18 protein-coding genes are annotated in these 18,473 nt (G+C 32.7%); 15 read left to right on the forward strand and 3 right to left on the reverse strand.

The window, feature by feature from the left end:
- Positions 1–216 precede the first annotated feature (216 nt).
- The 4 genes from CRO00_RS01930 to CRO00_RS01945 all read left to right on the forward strand — a co-directional run bounded on the left by CRO00_RS01930 (position 217) and on the right by CRO00_RS01945 (position 4,940).
- The gene (locus tag CRO00_RS01930) at positions 217–996 is read left to right on the forward strand and encodes a TerC family protein (RefSeq protein ID WP_097071952.1); all 780 of its coding nucleotides are present in this window, start codon (positions 217–219) and stop codon (positions 994–996) included.
- 104 nt (positions 997–1,100) lie between these two features.
- Positions 1,101–2,450, forward strand: coding sequence for a TrkH family potassium uptake protein (locus CRO00_RS01935; protein ID WP_097071953.1), 1,350 nt, complete (start codon positions 1,101–1,103; stop codon positions 2,448–2,450).
- Positions 2,451–2,949: 499 nt separating this feature from the next.
- Positions 2,950–4,416, forward strand: a complete 1,467-nt coding sequence (locus CRO00_RS01940; protein ID WP_097071954.1) for an ATP-binding protein — start codon at positions 2,950–2,952, stop codon at positions 4,414–4,416.
- Positions 4,417–4,493: 77 nt separating this feature from the next.
- On the forward strand, positions 4,494–4,940 hold the full coding sequence (locus tag CRO00_RS01945; protein WP_097071955.1) for a MarR family winged helix-turn-helix transcriptional regulator: 447 nt from the start codon (positions 4,494–4,496) through the stop codon (positions 4,938–4,940).
- Positions 4,941–5,082: 142 nt separating this feature from the next.
- Here CRO00_RS01945 and CRO00_RS01950 read toward each other — a convergent pair whose 3' ends face one another.
- The 3 genes from CRO00_RS01950 to CRO00_RS01960 all read right to left on the reverse strand — a co-directional run bounded on the left by CRO00_RS01950 (position 5,083) and on the right by CRO00_RS01960 (position 6,758).
- Complete coding sequence (locus tag CRO00_RS01950; protein WP_097071956.1) at positions 5,083–5,724, reverse strand: hypothetical protein; 642 nt, start codon at positions 5,722–5,724, stop codon at positions 5,083–5,085.
- Positions 5,725–5,793: 69 nt separating this feature from the next.
- Positions 5,794–6,405 (reverse strand): CPBP family intramembrane glutamic endopeptidase, encoded by a 612-nt coding sequence (locus tag CRO00_RS01955; protein ID WP_097071957.1) that lies wholly within the window; start codon positions 6,403–6,405, stop codon positions 5,794–5,796.
- Positions 6,406–6,575: 170 nt separating this feature from the next.
- The gene (locus CRO00_RS01960) at positions 6,576–6,758 is read right to left on the reverse strand and encodes a YkvS family protein (protein WP_097071958.1); all 183 of its coding nucleotides are present in this window, start codon (positions 6,756–6,758) and stop codon (positions 6,576–6,578) included.
- A gap of 123 nt (positions 6,759–6,881) precedes the next feature.
- On the opposite strand from CRO00_RS01960, the gene CRO00_RS01965 reads away from it, so the two are divergent.
- The 11 genes from CRO00_RS01965 to cbpB all read left to right on the forward strand — a co-directional run bounded on the left by CRO00_RS01965 (position 6,882) and on the right by cbpB (position 18,443).
- Complete coding sequence (locus tag CRO00_RS01965) at positions 6,882–7,070, forward strand: hypothetical protein (RefSeq protein ID WP_097071959.1); 189 nt, start codon at positions 6,882–6,884, stop codon at positions 7,068–7,070.
- A gap of 91 nt (positions 7,071–7,161) precedes the next feature.
- The gene (locus tag CRO00_RS01970) at positions 7,162–7,371 is read left to right on the forward strand and encodes an aspartyl-phosphate phosphatase Spo0E family protein (RefSeq protein ID WP_097071960.1); all 210 of its coding nucleotides are present in this window, start codon (positions 7,162–7,164) and stop codon (positions 7,369–7,371) included.
- A gap of 245 nt (positions 7,372–7,616) precedes the next feature.
- Positions 7,617–8,489 carry an NAD(P)-dependent oxidoreductase gene (locus CRO00_RS01975; protein WP_097071961.1) on the forward strand — a complete coding sequence of 291 codons (873 nt, stop codon included), beginning with the start codon at positions 7,617–7,619 and terminating at the stop codon, positions 8,487–8,489.
- 48 nt (positions 8,490–8,537) lie between these two features.
- Positions 8,538–9,863 carry an MFS transporter gene (locus tag CRO00_RS01980; RefSeq protein WP_097071962.1) on the forward strand — a complete coding sequence of 442 codons (1,326 nt, stop codon included), beginning with the start codon at positions 8,538–8,540 and terminating at the stop codon, positions 9,861–9,863.
- A 77-nt stretch (positions 9,864–9,940) separates the two neighbouring features.
- Entirely contained in the window at positions 9,941–10,843 is a 903-nt protein-coding gene (locus CRO00_RS01985; protein ID WP_097071963.1) for a chemotaxis protein, read from the forward strand.
- A 224-nt stretch (positions 10,844–11,067) separates the two neighbouring features.
- On the forward strand, positions 11,068–12,636 hold the full coding sequence (locus CRO00_RS01990; RefSeq protein ID WP_097071964.1) for a Ppx/GppA family phosphatase: 1,569 nt from the start codon (positions 11,068–11,070) through the stop codon (positions 12,634–12,636).
- A gap of 65 nt (positions 12,637–12,701) precedes the next feature.
- Positions 12,702–14,792, forward strand: coding sequence for an RNA degradosome polyphosphate kinase (locus CRO00_RS01995; protein ID WP_237658313.1), 2,091 nt, complete (start codon positions 12,702–12,704; stop codon positions 14,790–14,792).
- Between the two features lie 106 nt (positions 14,793–14,898).
- Entirely contained in the window at positions 14,899–16,554 is a 1,656-nt protein-coding gene (locus CRO00_RS02000) for a putative bifunctional diguanylate cyclase/phosphodiesterase (RefSeq protein ID WP_097071966.1), read from the forward strand.
- A gap of 209 nt (positions 16,555–16,763) precedes the next feature.
- Positions 16,764–17,537 (forward strand): 2,4-dienoyl-CoA reductase, encoded by a 774-nt coding sequence (gene fadH, locus CRO00_RS02005; protein ID WP_097071967.1) that lies wholly within the window; start codon positions 16,764–16,766, stop codon positions 17,535–17,537.
- Between the two features lie 84 nt (positions 17,538–17,621).
- Positions 17,622–17,861: a short-chain dehydrogenase gene (locus tag CRO00_RS02010; RefSeq protein WP_097071968.1), complete on the forward strand. Its 240-nt coding sequence runs from the start codon at positions 17,622–17,624 to the stop codon at positions 17,859–17,861.
- Positions 17,862–18,002: 141 nt separating this feature from the next.
- Positions 18,003–18,443, forward strand: coding sequence for a cyclic-di-AMP-binding protein CbpB (gene cbpB, locus CRO00_RS02015; RefSeq protein WP_097071969.1), 441 nt, complete (start codon positions 18,003–18,005; stop codon positions 18,441–18,443).
- Positions 18,444–18,473: the final 30 nt, after the last annotated feature.

Here is an 18,473-nt window from a genome sequence, read left to right on the forward strand (position 1 = left end):
TAGCTTATAAGTATTGAAGAATACTTACTTCACATTCGTCATTACATGGTTTATTCCATCGGGTGTGAAAGCATAATTTGCACGTGTAATTATTGCTAAGCAAGACCTTTGCCTATTTTTAGGCAGAGGTCTTTTATTTTGCCTAAATTTGGTGATTTCTGTGCATTTTAAAATCCCACCGATATGGGTATACAAAAGATTAAGGAGGATTTTTACGTGGAAGCAATATTATTGGAATATGCTTGGGTACTATTAGTGCTCATTGTATTAGAAGGTCTTTTAGCAGCAGATAATGCAGTTGTAATGGCAGTTATGGTTAAACACTTACCAGAAGACAAACAGAAAAAGGCATTATTTTATGGATTAGTTGGTGCTTTCATTTTCCGTTTCGTTGCATTATTCTTGATTACGGTGTTAGTAAACTATTGGCAAATTCAAGCAATCGGTGCTGCTTATTTACTCTTCATCTCAATCAAACATATATACGATTCGAAATTTAAGAAATCTAATGAAGATGATGATGAAATGGATGAACAATCTCAAAAAGGAAAAGGATTTTGGGCTACTGTTGCCAAAGTTGAGTTAGCAGACATTGCTTTTGCCGTTGACTCTATGTTAGCAGCTGTTGCCATTGCAGTAACATTACCTGAATTGGGCGATTTCCATATTGGTGGTATTAACGCAGGACAATTCGCTGTAATGTTCTTCGGTGGAATTATCGGTATGATTATCATGCGATTTGCAGCTCAATGGTTTGTAAAAGTATTAAATAACTATCCTGATTTAGAAACTGCAGCATTTTTAATTGTTGGTTGGGTTGGTGTGAAATTAGTTGTGTTAACATTATCCCACGATAAAGTTGGTATTTTACCACACGATTTTGCACATTCAACAACATGGAAACTAATTTTCTGGAGCGTATTGTTATTAATTGCGCTTGGTGGTTACTTTATCAGTGTTGCAAAAAAGAAAAAGCAGGTTATAGAAGAAAAATAAAGATTTTAAGTTTAGAGGGGCAGAGTGCTGTTCCTCTTTTCTTTTACATTTGTATTCCTTATACTTATAAAAAAGTTCTATTTTATGGATAAGAGGCGAAAAAAGTGACTCACAAGAAAAAACATAATCGAGTAATCACGCCATTTCAATTATTAGTTTCTTATTATTTCATCGCGATTGCATCTTCATTTTTACTACTAAGAATTCCAGCAGTGTATCAAGAGGGTAAAGAAGTTTCATTAGTGGACAGCTTGTTTACGGCAGTTAGTGCGGTTAGTGTTACAGGATTGACCGTTTTTAATATATCCTCTACCTTTACACCTTTTGGCATGGTTGTTCTCCTTATCATATTACAACTCGGAGCAATTGGAATTATGTCGATAGGTACATTTCTTTGGCTCATTACTGGGAAGAGAATTGGCATGCGAGAACGACAATTAATCATGATTGACTTCAACCAATCGCAAGTGTCTGGCGTGGTGCAGTTATTAAAGGAAATCGTCAAACTGTTATTTATCATCGAAGCGGTTGGGGCATTAATTCTATCTATTCATTTTCACCAATATTTTGATACATGGGGTGAAGCAATTAAAAATGGGATATTTGCTTCCATCTCAGCAACGACTAATGGTGGATTTGACATAACTGGCGAAAGTTTAAAACCATTCCATAACGATTATTTTGTTCAGTTTATTACGATGATCTTAATTGTTTTAGGAGCAATTGGGTTTCCAGTTTTAATAGAAGTAAAAAAGTTTTTATTTAGAAAAAAGATTGGCTTCCGTTTTTCACTTTTCACAAAAATCACAGCTTTAACTTATGGTATTTTATTTGTAGTCGGGACAGTTGTTATTATTCTAATCGAGTCGTTTTTGTCATTTAGAGGGATGCCATGGCATGAAAAGTTATTTACAGCAATGTTTCACTCTATTTCAACAAGGTCTGCGGGCTTAACAACTTATGATGTTTCGCAATTTAGTGAAGCCACAGACATTTTTTTAAGTTTTCTAATGTTTATTGGTTCTTCCCCAAGTTCTGTTGGTGGGGGAATTAGAACTACAACTTTTGCACTAGCTATATTATTCCTAATTAACTTTGCAAATGGTAGGACAGATATACAATTATTTGGACGTGAAATACATTTAATTGATATTTACCGCTCCTATGTTGTTATCATCTTAGCATTTTTTATGGTCATGATTTCGACAATGGTGTTATTAATAACAGAGCCTTATGCAACTACTACACAAATTATTTTTGAGATCACTTCAGCGTTCGGTACATGTGGCATGTCTTTAGGCATTACGGAACAATTATCGACAGAAGGAAAATTTGTTGTAATGATTTTAATGTTTATCGGTCGTGTTGGCCTTATTTCCTTTTTATATACATTAGGTGGGAAAGCAGAAAAACCACCTTATCGTTACCCAAAAGAACGTGTCATTATAGGTTAAATGATGTTGATGTCTCATACAATTTAGTGAGACATCTTTTTTTGTATAAAAAGTACTATAAATATATCTTTAATTTTCTAAATTCCCCCAAAAGATGAGGATTTCATGAAATAAAAACATTCAATAATTGTCTTTTTTTGTTAAGGGAAGAAATATTTTAGGTATATAGTAATGCTAGTGGAATTTGTGTACAAAAATTGAAGATTGAAAATGATAAATAAAAGTGACGGAAAAGTCAAAATAATATGTTGTTCGACAGAAAAATATTATTTAAAAAAGGGTAAAAAATGAAAAATGATATTTTTTGCCCATTTTTTTATAAAAAAACTGTGAAATAATTTTTATAATAATTCTATATAAAGAATATTTTGTAAAAAGAAAAAATTCAAGTTCAAGTCATATTCAAATATTGTAAATAATAGAATAAATGTAAAAGATTTGCGTGAAAAATAGAAAGAGAGAGAGTATTTTTCCAAATGGAAGGATTGGTGTATTCAGAATGGTGAAAACTGTAAGTCCTATTTTTAGGAAATTGTTTCAAGCCGTCAAGGATCCAGTACTTATTTTAAATACTTCTTGTCAGATAGAGTCAATCAATGACTATGCAGCGCAACTATTAAATATAAATAGTACAATTAAACAACAATTACCATTGGACGAGCATTCAGAAATCCAATGGTCATCATTTGTCGATAAAATTCAGATGGATATGGGCGGCTTTTGTGTTTTAAATGTTAAAACGAGTGATGATCAATTTAGAAAAGTTAAATTGGTTGGATATTATCATGAGAAGAAAAAATTAATTTTCGCTCGAATTGGTTTAATCCATGATGAAGGCGTTAAAAAAACTAGTAAAGTCGATACAAGTGTTTTCTCAATGATAAATGACATACCCCATGGAGTTATTTTGACATCGATAAGTGGTGAAGTGATTGACCTTAACGAATTAGCATCAAATTATATCGAATGTGAAAAATGCGAAATTATTAATAGTCAACACGAAACTGTTTTTAATTATTTCGTTGACTATGATTACTGTAAACTTCAATATTTCGCTAACTTAATGAATAATGGACGAGCATCAATTAATGTTTCGCGAACAAATCGGTTTGGGGAAGAACTGTTTTTTAAGTTAGAGAGCAAATTTAACTATAAAATGAGTATGATAGTCACGACGATTACAGATGAAACAGAAATCGTTAAGTTAAAACAGCAACTTGACCAACAAAATTCATTGAACGCTCTTGGCCAAATGGCAGCAAGTATTGCCCATGAAATTCGTAATCCAATGACATCTCTAAAAGGTTTTGTTGAGCTATTAAAAATTAATTCTACTGACGATGGTTATAAGTATTTAAGTGTAATGGACTCTGAACTTCATAGAATGGATACCATTTTAAGTGAGCTTCTATACTTATCGAAACCAAAAGAACGTCATTTTGAAAAACTTTCATTTACTCAATTAGTAGATGAAGTTGTCGAATTAATGTTGCCCCATGCTGTTCATCACAATATAACTTTAAAATCAGAACAACATGATAATTATTGTACAAAAATAATTGGAAATGATAATCGACTTAAGCAAATGCTTATTAACTTAGTGAAAAATGCAATTGAATCGATGTCTACTGGCGGGAAAATTACAATTAGCATAAAAAATAAAGATTCATATATACAAGTAGCTGTAAAAGATGAAGGTGCAGGAATTCCTGACGTTGAACAAAAAAACTTATTCAAACCTTTCTATACAACAAAAGAAACAGGTACAGGTTTAGGTTTAGCATTGGTAAAAAAGGTTGTGGAAGAGCATAATGGAACTATTTCTGTAGAAAGTACAATCGGTTACGGGACAACCTTTATTATCAATCTTCCATTTTGTGAGAAAATACGTCATACGCAGGATGAAGATGATTTTATCAATTATTGGAATAGTAGAGATTCAGTAAAAAATATACCAGTAGTCTAATACACTGAATGTATTTTTGACAAAGCTTTCTCTTAATCGATATAATGCATATATATCATTAAAGAGGATGAATTGTCATGTCAACGAATGAGATTAAGCAATCGCTAAAATTATATATCGTTTTGTCTCGAGCGAATAAAGCAATAAATGAAGTGACGAATCAATTTTTTCAACAGCATGGATTAAATCCGACTGAATTTGCAGTTTTAGAGCTGCTTTACCATAAAGGTCGACAACCACTTCAACAAATTGGTAATAAAATTCTTCTGGCAAGTGGTTCGATTACATACGTGATTGATAAACTTGAGAAGCGTGGATATTTAAACCGGGTTTCATGTCCATCAGATCGGCGCGTTACTTTTGCAGAAATTACTGAAGAAGGCTCACAATTTATGCAAACTCTGTTTCCAGAGCATGAACAAAGTTTACATGAATTATTGAGTGTCTTAACACCAGAGGAAAAAGAAACAGCAATTACATTATTGAAAAAATTAGGACTATCGATAAAAGATTTGTCTTATTAAAAGCAATTAAAATGGTGGCGTATTCTGCCATCATTTTTTTTCTACAAAGATTTACAATCAAACTAAAAAGGGGAGTTCTAAAGTCTCGTCTCGACTTTGAACTGCCCTTTAAATGTTGTATTTCGTAGAGTCAATCTTTTTACTACTTCAATTGGATTGTTAAGCCCATCTTAATCATCGCATCTGATAAATCGTATTTTGCATGATCGTAGATTGATAATCGAACTAATAATTCGTCTTTTTCAAATACGACCATTAGCACTTCTTCATCTTCAAAGTTTGTGATAAAAGCTTTTGAATTTGTAAGTTTAAAGTCTTCGTGATAAGTAGAGAAATCGAAAGGTTCGTATTGTTCGTTAATGGCAGCCATTGTTTCTTCAGTGTTTGAAACAAGGTCATTGAACGTTGTATCGTTTACTGAAGCAGCTTCGATTCGCATAAAGATGGAGTCGTCTTTTTCATAATATAATACGTCTTTCCCCGGTTCCTCTGCAGTAAGTGCAAACCCTTTAATCGTTTGAATTGTATATTTTTCGCTATCTACGGCAGTAGTTGCTTCTGTAAATTCTTTATTATTTGACGTATAAGAAATTGCAGGTGTTTCATTATTTGTTTGAGGATCTTCTTCTTTCGTAATAGGTGGTTGTTGTTGTTCAACATTGTTGTTAATATCACTATCTGCAGTAATTGAATCACTTGCAGGCTCTGTAGTTGGTTTTTCAGCTGTATTACAAGCTGCAAGAATTAGACTAGATAGAAATATTGTCATTAATAATTTTTTCATAATTTACATCCTCCTTGTTGAATTAAACGTTTTAAGATGGTTAAAGTTTCACTTATTGCAAAAAAATTATTAATTCAGTGGTATGATCATAAATAATAATAAAATGAAAACTTCATGGGCTACAATAATTAGAGGCATACTTTTTTTCCATTCATAAAGGAAGCCCCACATAAGTCCAGCAATGAGCGCGGCAATTGCACCTAGAACAAAACCACTAATTGCAACTGAAAGAGCAAATAACACGCTGGTAAAAACAACTGCAACTATTGGTGTAAACCATTGTTTTAATTGTTGTTGTACATACCCTCTCCAAAATAATTCCTCACCTACTACAATAATAAAAATAAGTAATAAGTAGTGCCATATATTATTTGGTCCATACGTTTCAAGAAATTTTGAAACAGTTTTTAACATACCCGGTTCTACTTTTGAAACAATAATATTCCCTAGACGAACAATTGCATATAAAATTGTACCGTAACCAATACCTAAAATAAGATATTTCCATGTAGGAAGTTCATCATCAAACTTTCCTGCTAACATAGCAATTGCCATCCCAACTAATAGGGTAAAAGTATAAAGGTACCAAAAGATTGTTGTTTCCTCAAAGGTGTAAAATAACATGATGATGACGAAAAATATTGATAGAAGGAGTACTAAAGTTTGTTTTGAAAATTTCATAATTTGACCTCCTTCTATATATATTATCAAAAAAAAAATCCCCTATCACCTTTTTGCGAATAACGGGGAATTAATTTATTTCTTGAAGATGTGTGAAGAAAATTAACTAGTTGGATAGTTGACCTATAGTATATTACATCCAAATAGTATGACAATCTTCAATGATTTCTCTAAAATTGACTTAATATTTTATACTTCTTATGGTTTACGACAGTTTTTTCTTCCATTTCTAGATCATGAAAATTATCCATAATGGTTAAGTCAACAATGACTGAGTTTTCATTCACTTTTTCAACTACGCCTTGTAGTCCTTCTTTGAACTCGACAATATTTCCAACCTCTGCTATTTTCATAAGAGTCAGCTCCTTATCGACTAATATTATGAAAGTTTGCATTATTTTCTTAAAAAAGTAAAGAGCTTTTTGAATAATTAATAAATTTTAACTATTTCTTAACAGGAAAGTAAGGTGTTTTATATGGAAAAATATAAAAATCTGATTGAACAATTAAAAAACGGGGTAATAAAAAATATAGAGATTCCAAAAGAAGAGTTTCTACAATTTCGCGAAGTGTTAGTACGGGATGAAATGTTTAAACATTTTCGTGGTGAGGCGAAACAAGGTGGCAATGTTGTTTTTACGTTTTTAGACAATCCTAGATCATAAGTAGTGTCGAACTTTGACTAATGTTTTTTCGTCTATTATTGAAAATAAACATTATAATAGGAACACACCACGAATTTTTAGGAGGGGCTTTGTGGATAAAAACCTTTTAAAAAAACTTGAGCAAACACGCCAATTAATGATTGAATCAGGAATGGAAAATGGACTTCAAAATCCAAAAACAATACGTTTAAGCAAACAACTAGACCGGATAATGAATCAATATGATGATGATGATGATGATGATGACGGGTCGAATGAAGACGAAGATGATGATTCAAGTAACAATAAATTATTGAATTAGAAGAAGCCGTTATGAAAAAAATAAATTTTTTGTTTTATTTTTATTAAAAAATGGGGATATTAGATTTGAACACAGCAACATTCTCATTTCCCCCTTTTAGAGCAGAGTCTTTCTGCTCTCTTTTTTTTGCTTTTAAACAAGATAATAATGTAAAAAGAATGTAATAATACCAATTATTTATCTACAATTTATTTTCCTTTTGTTAAACTACTATAAGAGGAAAAAATTAGTGAAGGAGAATTTTAATGAGCCAAAATAAAAAAATTGCATTTATTGGTACAGGCGTTATGGGTGCAAGTATCGTAAAACATTTAATTAATGCAAAATACAGTGTTTCAATATATACACGTACGAAATCGAAAGCACAAAGTTTATTAGAATTAGGAGCAACTTGGTCTACTACACCAAAGGAAGCTTCTGAAAATGCAGATGTCATTTTCACAATGGTTGGGTTTCCAAAAGATGTTGAAGAAGTTTATTGTGGTCAAGATGGAATTTTTCAAGCTGCGAAGAAAGGTTCAATCGTCATTGATATGACTACTTCTGAGCCATCATTGGCGAAAAAACTATACGAGCAAGCAAAGGAAAAAGGAATTTCTAGTTTAGATGCACCTGTTTCTGGCGGGGATGTTGGTGCTCAAAATGGCACGCTTTCCATCATGGTTGGCGGGGATAAACAAGCATTTGAAGATGTTTACCCGATTCTACAAATCTTTGGTAAGAATATAGTATATCAAGGGGAGGCTGGTTCGGGGCAACATACGAAAATGTGCAATCAAATTTTAATTTCAACAAATATGATTGGCGTTTGTGAGGCAATTAGTTATGGGATTAAAGCTGGTTTAGACATTGAGAATGTTTTCCAATCCATCTCAACAGGGGCAGCTGGATCATGGTCATTAAGTAATCTAGGACCGAGAATGGTGAAGGGCGATTTAGAACCGGGCTTCTATATTAAACATTTTATTAAAGATATGCGTATTGCAATTGATGAAGCTGAAAGAATGAATTTAAACTTACCCGGCTTAAAATTATCAAAAGAACTGTATAACCACTTATTAGAAAATGGCTATGGGGAAAAAGGGACACAGGCTTTGATTAAATATTATGTTGAGTAAGACTGGCTAAAGTAAAAGTAGGGAGAATCTATTTTTAGGAGAGATATTATGGGGAAACAACTTAGACGCAATATCCCTGGTCAAAGAAGCCAACTAGCTTTATACATGTCTTTACCAATTTTATCATGGGCATTTTATGATTTTGCCAATACGATTTTTTCTTCAAATATCAATACGGTGTTCTTCCCGTTTTATATGGATGAAGTTTTAGGTACAGATGAAGTAAGGCAGCAGGTTGCAAGTACGTTTATTTCCTATGCGAATGCAATCGCCAGTTTCTTTTTAGTTATTTTTTCACCGCTATTTGGGGTTTGGATTGACTATACAGGGTATAAAAAACGATTTATTGTCTGGTTTGCCTCCATCTCCATTCTCTTTACTTTTATGATGGGAATATTTGCGAGCATTAATTTCAACACGGTCATTTCAGGGGTACCTTTAAGCTTATTTTTAGTTGTCATTAGTTTTGTTATAGCAAAATTTTTCTTTAATTCGAGTTTAGTATTTTACGATTCGATGATGGGTGACCTAGGAACAAAAGAAGAAATGCCTCTTATATCTGGGTTTGGAGTAGCAATTGGTTACTTAGGGACGATATTTGGTTTACTAGTGTATCTATTGGTTAGTGATGGAGATTTTCATCGTGCTTTTATACCAACAGCTATTATGTATTTACTATTTTCATTGCCTTTATTTTTCTTTATTAAAGACAAACCAATTCCAAAAGAAAAACGAAAACCGATTAAATTTTTAGAAGGCTATAAAGAAATTGTAAAAACATTTAAGGAAATGAAAAAGTATAAAGCGATTTTCACATTCATGATTGCTTATTTCTTCCTAAATGATGCTATAGCGACAACCATTGCAATGATGGCAGTTTATGCTACGGCCATTGTTGGATTTACATCAGGACAATTTATTATTTTATATTTAGTTAGTACCATCTCCACTGTTATAGGATCATTAGCCTTTGGGTATATTACAAAAGCAATTGGTGCAAGACGTGCTGTAGCAATCGTTTCCATTCTAATGATTGTGGCATTAATATTTGCAGTTTTTGCTACTGCACAATGGATGTTTTGGATTGCAGGCAGTATGTTTGGTATTTCCTTAGGTTCAATGTGGGTTACTTCTCGAACGCTCATTATTGAATTATCTCCAGAGGAAAAACGTGGCCAATTTTTCGGCTTGTTTGCTTTCTCAGGAAAAGTATCATCAATTATTGGTCCTGCACTATACGGAACTGTGACACTTTTGTTAAAAGACTATGGCACTTTAGCAAGCCGTGTTGCTTTAGGTTCACTTATAATACTTACAATTATTGGGCTTTTTATACATCTACAAGTGAAACCTGAAAAACAAAATCGATTATAGGAGAAAAGACTTCCCTATGATACAATCAAGGTAGAATACTAGTTAGATATAGTTAGATTAGGGAAGGAGCCAAAGCAATGGAGCAGAAAGGAATTTTGCTTGAAAGCGGAACAAATGAACTTGAAATAGTTGAATTTGAAGTGGCGAATAATAAGTTTGGCATCAACGTTATTAAAGTAAAAGAAATTATTCAACCAATTCCAGTTACATTTATTCCGCATGCACATCCACATGTTGAAGGTATTGTACAGTTACGTGGGGAAGTTTTACCAGTTGTTGATATGTTAAAAGTACTAGGTATACCTAATGCTCAGTTTAACGTTCAACAAAAATACATTGTTGCTGAGTTTAATAAACAAAAGGTTGTATTCCATGTTGACAATGTAACGCAAATCCACCGAATTTCTTGGGATCAAATTGAAAAACCTTCAGATATGTATCAAGGTGGTTCATCACAAGTTATTGGTGTTATAAAACAAAATAACACGATGATTTTACTTTTAGACTTTGAGAAGATCATGGTAGATATTAATCCAGATTCCGGTATTAGCATGGACTCAGTTAAAAAACTTGGAAAACGTGAACGTTCTGAAAAGAAAATTGTTTGTGCAGAAGATTCTCCTTTATTACGCAAACTAATCCATGACACAATGTCAGAAGCCGGCTATGTAAACCTTGAATTTTTTGAAAACGGGCGCGATGCATTAGATTATTTAGAAGGAATTCTAAAATCTGGGAAACAAATTGAAGATTATGTTCAACTAGTCATTACGGATATTGAAATGCCAAAAATGGATGGCCATCATTTAACAAAGAAAATAAAAGCGAATCCAGGGTTAGAGAAATTACCAGTGATAATTTTCTCAAGCTTAATTACGGATGATTTACGCCATAAAGGTGAAGAGGTTGGGGCTGAAGATCAAATTAGTAAGCCAGAAATCGCTGAATTAATTTTAAAAGTAGATGAGCTGATTTTATAAAACTACTTGTGGGCTTTGGTATCCCAACTATATAAATCTCTACTAGGTCGGATACCCCTTTGGCAATCCGGCCTTTTCTATTCAAGGTTTTAAAATTTTCATCAATCAAAAGTTAGGCTAGGACTAAAATTGACTCTTACAAATACTGTATAGTTCCATATTCATTTAACCATTCTTTAAATTATAGTAGAGGTGACAAGTAAATTCTTGATTCCTCAATAAATATAAAAAGAGAGAAGGGATTCCCTACGGAACAGTTAAAAACCGCGATAATAGATATCGGTTCAAATACAATTCGTCTCGTACTATATAAATACAATACTAAAGAAGGGCTTCATGAATTTGGAAATATTAAAACTGTTGCTAGGCTAAGAACTTATATTGAATCAAATGGAGAGATGTCAGAACAAGGTATCTCTATTTTAGCTGATACATTAAAAACTTATAGAAAAGTTTTAGATGACTATGAAGTGACAGATATTTATGCTGCTGCAACTGCAGCTATTCGACAAGCTACAAATAATCAGGTTATCCTTAATCGAATGAAGAAGGAAACGGGGATTACCATTAATTTACTAAGTGAAGAACAAGAAGCATATTTTGGCTTTTTAGCAGTGGCCCATTCAATGGATACGCCATCAGCAGTGACAATTGATATTGGTGGTGGTTCTACTGAAATAACTTTATTTGTGAACAAAACTTTACAAAAATCAGTAAGTTTTCCATTTGGTACCGTTTCACTTAAGCAAAAATTTGTTTCGGGCGATATAATAAATGACGAAGAAAAAAAATTACTCCGTCAATATATAAAAAAACAATTTGAAAAATTAAGTTGGATACAAAACGTCAAACTACCGGTCATTGCAATTGGTGGAAGTGCCCGCAATATTGCTCAAGTTCACCAACATACAATTGACTATCCAATATCGGGTATACATCAATATGAAATGGATCTTGAGCACTTAGCAGCTTTAAACACTTTTCTAGGGAAAATGCCATATGACCAATTGAAACAGCTAGATGGTCTTTCTGCTGACCGTGCTGACATCATTGAAATTGCATTAGAAGTATTTAAAACGCTTATGGATGTAGTGGGCGCAAAAAAATTCCAAATAAGTAAAAAGGGATTGCGTGAGGGACTTATTATTCATCGTGTGCTTCAAAATGAACCAAAGAGCTTTGACAAATTTAATGTTTTTGAAGAAAACGCTAGAAGAATTATGTACCAGTATGGTCGGTTTGAAGAAGAATACCAGATGTTAACGATGACTACTGAACAGCTCTATAGGGAATGCTGCCGGTTAAACTTTTTCACATTTAATGAAAAGCATCTTAGTTTGTTAAAGAAAGCAGCACAAGTTTTTTCGATAGGGGAATATATCGAGAATGATTCATCCAACCAGCATACGTTTTATTTATTAGCAAATCAATCCATTGCAGGTATGAGTCATGTAGAACGTGTTAAATTAGCATTACTAGCCTCATATAAAAATAAAGACTATTTCCGTCGTTTTTCTGCTCCATTTTTAAATTGGATTCATCGTGATGAATTAAAAATTTTAAGGGAATTTGGGGCTTTGTTAAAATTTGTCTATTCATTAAATGTTTCGAAGCGAAATGTGGTAAAATCAATACGTTTAGAAATAATAAATAATACTGTAGTCATTAACATTGTAGCAAGCAAACATCCTATGGCAGAAATTTACCAATCGGAACGTCAAAAAAAACATATAGAACGTGTATTTAAAAAGCCAGTTAAAATTCAATTTTTAAAAGAGGGTGAAATGGGTTGACAACTGAAATACAGAGAGATTCCCAAGATGAAAGAGAAAAAGAAACTGGAAATTCATACGAACAAATGGTTCAAGAAATTGCTAAGCCAGAATATTATAATAACCGTGAGTTAAGCTGGTTAGCATTCAACGAAAGAGTATTAGAAGAGGCTGAAGATACTGAAAATCCTTTACTGGAAAGACTAAAGTTTTTAGCTATTTTTAGTTCGAATTTAGATGAATTTTTTATGGTTCGAGTTGCAGGATTACAAGATCAAGTTCGTGCAGGCTTCCATAAACCAGAAAATAAATCTGGGTTAACACCGAAAGAACAATTAACGAAAATTGCTGAAAAGACACAATCTTTAGTACGAAGACAAATGGAGGTATTTCGTCATTTAATCTTTAATTTATTACCTTCAGAAAACGTTAAAATAAAGGAATTTAAATCTTTAAATCAAGTTCAAAAGAAATTTATCGATGAATTTTTTGAAGAAACAATATTCCCTGTTCTCACACCGGTTGCTGTTGATGCATATCGACCTTTTCCAACGCTTCTAGGAAAAACATTAAATTTACTTGTCATGTTGGAAGAGAATACGACAAATGAACAAAATGAAAAAGTGGCAATTGTACAAGTTCCGTCAGTATTAGAACGATTTATTGAACTGCCTAGTAACGATGGCGAAAAGGAATATATTCTTTTAGAAGATGTCATTACGAACCATATTGATCAGCTATTCTTTGGGTACAATGTAAAATCTGCGCAAGCATTCCGTTTAACTAGAAATGCAGATTTAACCATTCACGAAGAAGGCGCACAAGATTTGCTTGTTGAAATTGAAAAAGAGTTAAAGAAACGTAAATGGGGCGTTGGCAGCAGGTTAGAAGTTCGCGATGGTGAGATGAGTGACGAAGTTCTAGATTATTTATTAGAAGAATTTGAAATCGAAGAATCTGATGTATTTAAAATTGATGGGCCATTAGATCTCACATTTTTATTCGGATTTGTAAAGAAAATTTCTAAAGGTCTGGAACATTTAGAATATGAAAGTTTTATTCCACAAAGACCGAAAGACTTAGATTCTGATGAAGATATTTTTGAAAAAGCATTAACACAGGATGTATTTTTCCATCATCCATATGAATCTTTTGAGCCAATTGTCGATTTTATTACAGATGCAGCTACGGATCCTACAGTACTTGCCATAAAACAAACGTTATATCGTGTGAGTGGAAATTCACCAATTATTAATGCTTTAAAACAAGCAGCAGAAAATGGAAAACAAGTAACGGTATTGGTTGAGTTAAAAGCTAGATTTGATGAAGAAAACAATGTTCACTGGGCAAAAGAACTAGAGCAAGCAGGCTGTTTAGTGATTTATGGTATGAATAACTTAAAAACACATTCTAAAATAACGTTAGTTGTAAGAAGGAATCATGGGAAAATTGAACGCTTTGTTCATTTAGGTACAGGGAATTATAACGATGCTACAGCAAAAATTTACACAGATATGGGTATCATCACTTCCAATAAAGAATTCGGAATCGATGCAACGAATTTCTTTAATTATTTAAGTGGTTATACAGAAAAACCTGTTTTCCATCATTTAGTGGTTGCGCCATTTGATATTCGAGATGAGTTTATTAAATTAATTGATGAAGAGATTCGAATGCATAAAGAATATGGTAATGGGTTTATTCGTGCAAAAATGAATTCATTAACAGATAAAGATTTAATGATGAAGCTATACGAAGCATCTATTAATGGGGTAAAAATTGAATTATTAATTCGCGGTATTTGCTGTATACGTCCTGGAATTCCGGGAATAAGTGAAAATATTACGGTAACAAGTATTGTTGGTCGATTTTTAGAACATTCACGAATTTTTTGGTTCCATCATAATGGTGAAAATAAACTATTTTTATCTTCAGCGGATATGATGACACGAAATATGATAAAACGTGTTGAAATTTTATTCCCTATTTATTCTGAACAAATAAAGAAACGGGTCATGCATATACTATTAACTCAATTTAATGATACAGCAAAAGCCCGTATTCAAGATTCTTTTGGTAAGTACCATTATAAAATAGACCGTAATCATTCTATGAAGTTAAATTCTCAAGAATATTTTTTATTAGATGCGATGAGTAACGTTGTCGTGGAAGAATAAATCGTTTATGATTTACGGGGGATAGTGTAGTTTTATGTTTATAGATAAGGCTACACTAATGGTATTATAGTTGTAGCAACATTAAGTGATTTAATGGGGGATAAAAATGATAAATTTTCCTATTACGGAAATTGAAGAATATTTACGTGATATTATGAAACTAAATCCTTTTGAAGCAGTTGTGATTTTAAAACAACGTGCACAACAATCATTTTCAGTTGAAATGATTAATTCAAAAGCATCTATTTTATCTCCTAACGCATTTATTAAAGGGATGGATGCCCAAAAGTTTTTTCAATGGTTAAAATGGGAGCAGTTTACTGAAATCATTCAAAATTCTACTACTGGTGAAATTCAATACATATCAATTGATAACAATTTTAAAAGACTATCTTTTTATGTCCAACCGATATCATTTAAAGAGGATATTTACTATGCCTTAATTATTAAACATGTATTACAAAATAATAGTCCATTTAGTTTGGTTACTTTCCAAGATGAGACAACTGGCTTATTAAATCGACGGGCATTAAATGTAAGATGGTCTGAAAATTATCGAGATTATAAGGACGATAAAAATATCGCATTAGTATTAATCGATTTAGATCGATTCAAAAAGTATAACGAATCCCTTGGCAAACAAAAAGCAGATGATATGATAAAGCAAATAAGCGAGCGGTTTGGCAAATTAAGAAATGAAAATTATGAACTATTTCATTACAACGGTGATGAATTTCTTTTCCTTGTTCGTTATTATTTACGGGAAGAAATCGATTTGTTGGCAAGTCAGATTTTAGAACAACTGAAAGAGCCATTTATTATCGATGGACAGGAATATTTTGTTACATGTTCCATTGGTATTTCAACGTTATTATCTGATCAAGGCCGTGATTTAGAATTACTACTATTACAAGCGGAACAAGCGCTGTTTTATGTAAAAAAACATGGTCGTTCACATTATCGCTTTTATCGAGAAGAAATGAGCCATACATTTCAAAATGAAGTTTTAATGGAGGCTCATTTACGCCGTGCAATTGAATTTAATGAGCTCATTATTCACCTACAACCACAGATTGATTTTGAAACGAACGAAATTGATAGCTTCGAAGCATTAATTAGATGGAATAATCCAAAGTTTGGTTTTGTTCCACCTTCTCAATTTATCCCAATTGCGGAATCTTCTGGGTTAATCATTCAAATTGGGGATTGGGTATTAGAGCAAGTGTGCCAATATCAACAACAATGGCGTGAAAAAGGATATAGACCTGTTCGAATTGCGGTGAATATTTCTCCCAAACAGTTTAAACAGGATTCCTTTGCAGAGAAAATCAAACAAATATTAAACAAGTATGATGTCAATCCTAAATATATTGAGCTAGAAATTACCGAAAGTTCAATGGAGAATGCGGATGAAACAGAAGTCATTTTAAAAAGTTTAAAAGAACTGGGTGTTTATGTATCGGTTGATGACTTTGGGACAGGATATTCATCACTAAGCTATTTGAAAAAATATCCTATTGATATAATTAAAATTGATCAATCCTTTATTGCAGACTTAAATAAAGATGAGAAAAATGAGGCAATAGTAAAGGCCATTATTGCCCTATCGCAAAATTTAGGAATGGATGTTATTGCAGAAGGTGTAGAAGAAAAATCACAAGAGCTTTTCTTAAAACAACATCGCTGTAAAAAGGGGCAAGGCTATTTATACAATAAGCCACTTCCTGTAGAAGAAATAATTGAACAATATTTAATGAAATAAAGCAAACCAACAAATTTTATTTTAATAGAATTTGTTGGTTTTTTATTTATTAAAAATTAAATTAGCAAAGCCGACTGAGGTTGTCTTTTGAAAGTGAAAAGATGCTCTAATTGCTTTTGGCAATATTTTCTGACAATTGAATGACAATCTAACGAAATTGCTGTACAATAAATAATGAATAGTCATTCACTTAGGGGGTAGGGGATTTTATGTTACTAAAAGACGAAACAATTATCGTTACTGGCGGATCAAGTGGTATGGGGTTAGCGATGGCAAAGCAATTTGTTAGCCAAGGGGCAAATGTTGTTATTACAGGTCGTGACAATGAAAGATTGCAAAAAGCTAAAAATGAAATAACAAAAGATCGTGGTAACACAATTGAAACTTTCCAAATGGATGTTCGAGAAATCGAACATGTACAAGCAATGGTTCAGTTTACGCTTAATAAATATGGGAATATTACTAGTTTAGTAAATAATGCAGCAGGAAACTTTATTGTACCTGCAGAAAAACTATCTCCAAACGGTTGGAAAGCTGTTATCGATATCGTATTGAATGGAACATTTTATTGTTCTTCTGAAGTAGGCAAATATTGGATTGAAAATGACATAAAAGGAAAAATACTAAACATGGTAGCTACTTATGCTTGGGGTGCTGGGGCTGGAATTATCCATTCTGCCGCTGCAAAAGCAGGTGTTTTGTCACTAACACGTTCACTCGCTGTTGAGTGGGGTTACCAATATGGAGTAAGGGTAAATGCCATTGCACCGGGACCAATCGATCGAACTGGAGGAGCAGAGAAACTATGGCAATCAGAAGAACATACAAAACGAACAATTAATGCTGTGCCATTAAAAAGATTAGGTACACCTGAAGAAATTGCTGATTTAGCTACTTTTATTTTGTCACCAAAAGCTTCTTATATGAATGGAGAATGCGTCACATTAGATGGTGGTCAGTGGTTAAATCAATATCCATTTTAGTTACTTTGCAAGTTTTCGGAGAGGAATAACTAAAAATATGAGATGCATACTAATTACAACTCTAATGCAAAGGAGGTTGTAATGATGGGTATGTGGGTAATACCGGCATTAATAACGGGTATTCTTTTAGTAGCCGTTTCGTATTATATGTCATATGGGGTCATGAAAAATGTTCGAAAGCGAGCTGCTGCAACAGATACACCGATTAGTAAAGTAGTACGTGATCACCCAATTGCAATGAACCCAATTATTATCATGTATGTTATCTTTGGTTTATTTACTGGAATAATGATTTTTTACTATTGGTCTGTTTACGGCTATTAGTATGTGTTATTTTAGAAAAATCATCCTTCTACTCCAAAATACTACCTGCTTATCATGGTCATTTGTGAACAAATTGTGATATCATATAAGTAATGTAGTATCCTGTTCTGAATAGTTCGACAGAAAAAGGAGTAGAAGGCCATGATTTCAACAAATAGAAGAGCATTATTAGATACTCCGATTAGTGAGTTCATTATTTCATCTGAAAAAGTAGCTCATGTTCAAGTTGGTAATAGTGCTGAACATGCTTTATTAGTATTAACAAAAACAGGTTATTCTTCAGTCCCTGTATTGGATACTAAATATCGTTTACATGGATTATTAAGTACGAAAATGATTACTGAGTCTATTTTAGGTCTTGAACGGATTGAATATGAAAAGCTTGCAAACATTAAAGTTGACGATGTAATGGATCGTGGTGTTACGTATTTAAAAATAACTGACACATTCCAAAAAGCTTTGGATTTAGTAATAAACCATGCTTTTTTATGTGTAGTAGATCATGAAGGTACATTCGTTGGAATATTAACTCGTCGTGTCATTTTAAAACAATTAAAAAAATACATTTATTCAGTAGATTAGTAGAGTAATCGACAAAGTCCTGTCATGGAT

It is taken from the genome of Ureibacillus xyleni, from assembly GCF_900217795.1.
Taxonomy (GTDB): Bacteria; Bacillota; Bacilli; order Bacillales_A; family Planococcaceae; genus Ureibacillus; species Ureibacillus xyleni.

Bases quoted from the DNA above. Each gene is read 5' to 3' on its own strand.
- CRO00_RS01950 (WP_097071956.1), bottom strand. From the start codon at position 5,724: ATGAAAAAATTATTAATGACAATATTTCTATCTAGTCTAATTCTTGCA.
- CRO00_RS02000 (WP_097071966.1), top strand. From the start codon at position 14,899: ATGATAAATTTTCCTATTACGGAAATTGAAGAATATTTACGTGATATT.
- CRO00_RS01995 (WP_237658313.1), top strand. From the start codon at position 12,702: ATGGTTCAAGAAATTGCTAAGCCAGAATATTATAATAACCGTGAGTTA.
- CRO00_RS01975 (WP_097071961.1), top strand. From the start codon at position 7,617: ATGAGCCAAAATAAAAAAATTGCATTTATTGGTACAGGCGTTATGGGT.
- CRO00_RS02010 (WP_097071968.1), top strand. From the start codon at position 17,622: ATGGGTATGTGGGTAATACCGGCATTAATAACGGGTATTCTTTTAGTA.
- CRO00_RS01980 (WP_097071962.1), top strand. From the start codon at position 8,538: ATGGGGAAACAACTTAGACGCAATATCCCTGGTCAAAGAAGCCAACTA.
- CRO00_RS01940 (WP_097071954.1), top strand. From the start codon at position 2,950: ATGGTGAAAACTGTAAGTCCTATTTTTAGGAAATTGTTTCAAGCCGTC.
- fadH (WP_097071967.1), top strand. From the start codon at position 16,764: ATGTTACTAAAAGACGAAACAATTATCGTTACTGGCGGATCAAGTGGT.
- CRO00_RS01985 (WP_097071963.1), top strand. From the start codon at position 9,941: ATGGAGCAGAAAGGAATTTTGCTTGAAAGCGGAACAAATGAACTTGAA.
- CRO00_RS01945 (WP_097071955.1), top strand. From the start codon at position 4,494: ATGTCAACGAATGAGATTAAGCAATCGCTAAAATTATATATCGTTTTG.
- CRO00_RS01955 (WP_097071957.1), bottom strand. From the start codon at position 6,405: ATGAAATTTTCAAAACAAACTTTAGTACTCCTTCTATCAATATTTTTC.
- CRO00_RS01960 (WP_097071958.1), bottom strand. From the start codon at position 6,758: ATGAAAATAGCAGAGGTTGGAAATATTGTCGAGTTCAAAGAAGGACTA.
- cbpB (WP_097071969.1), top strand. From the start codon at position 18,003: ATGATTTCAACAAATAGAAGAGCATTATTAGATACTCCGATTAGTGAG.
- CRO00_RS01965 (WP_097071959.1), top strand. From the start codon at position 6,882: ATGGAAAAATATAAAAATCTGATTGAACAATTAAAAAACGGGGTAATA.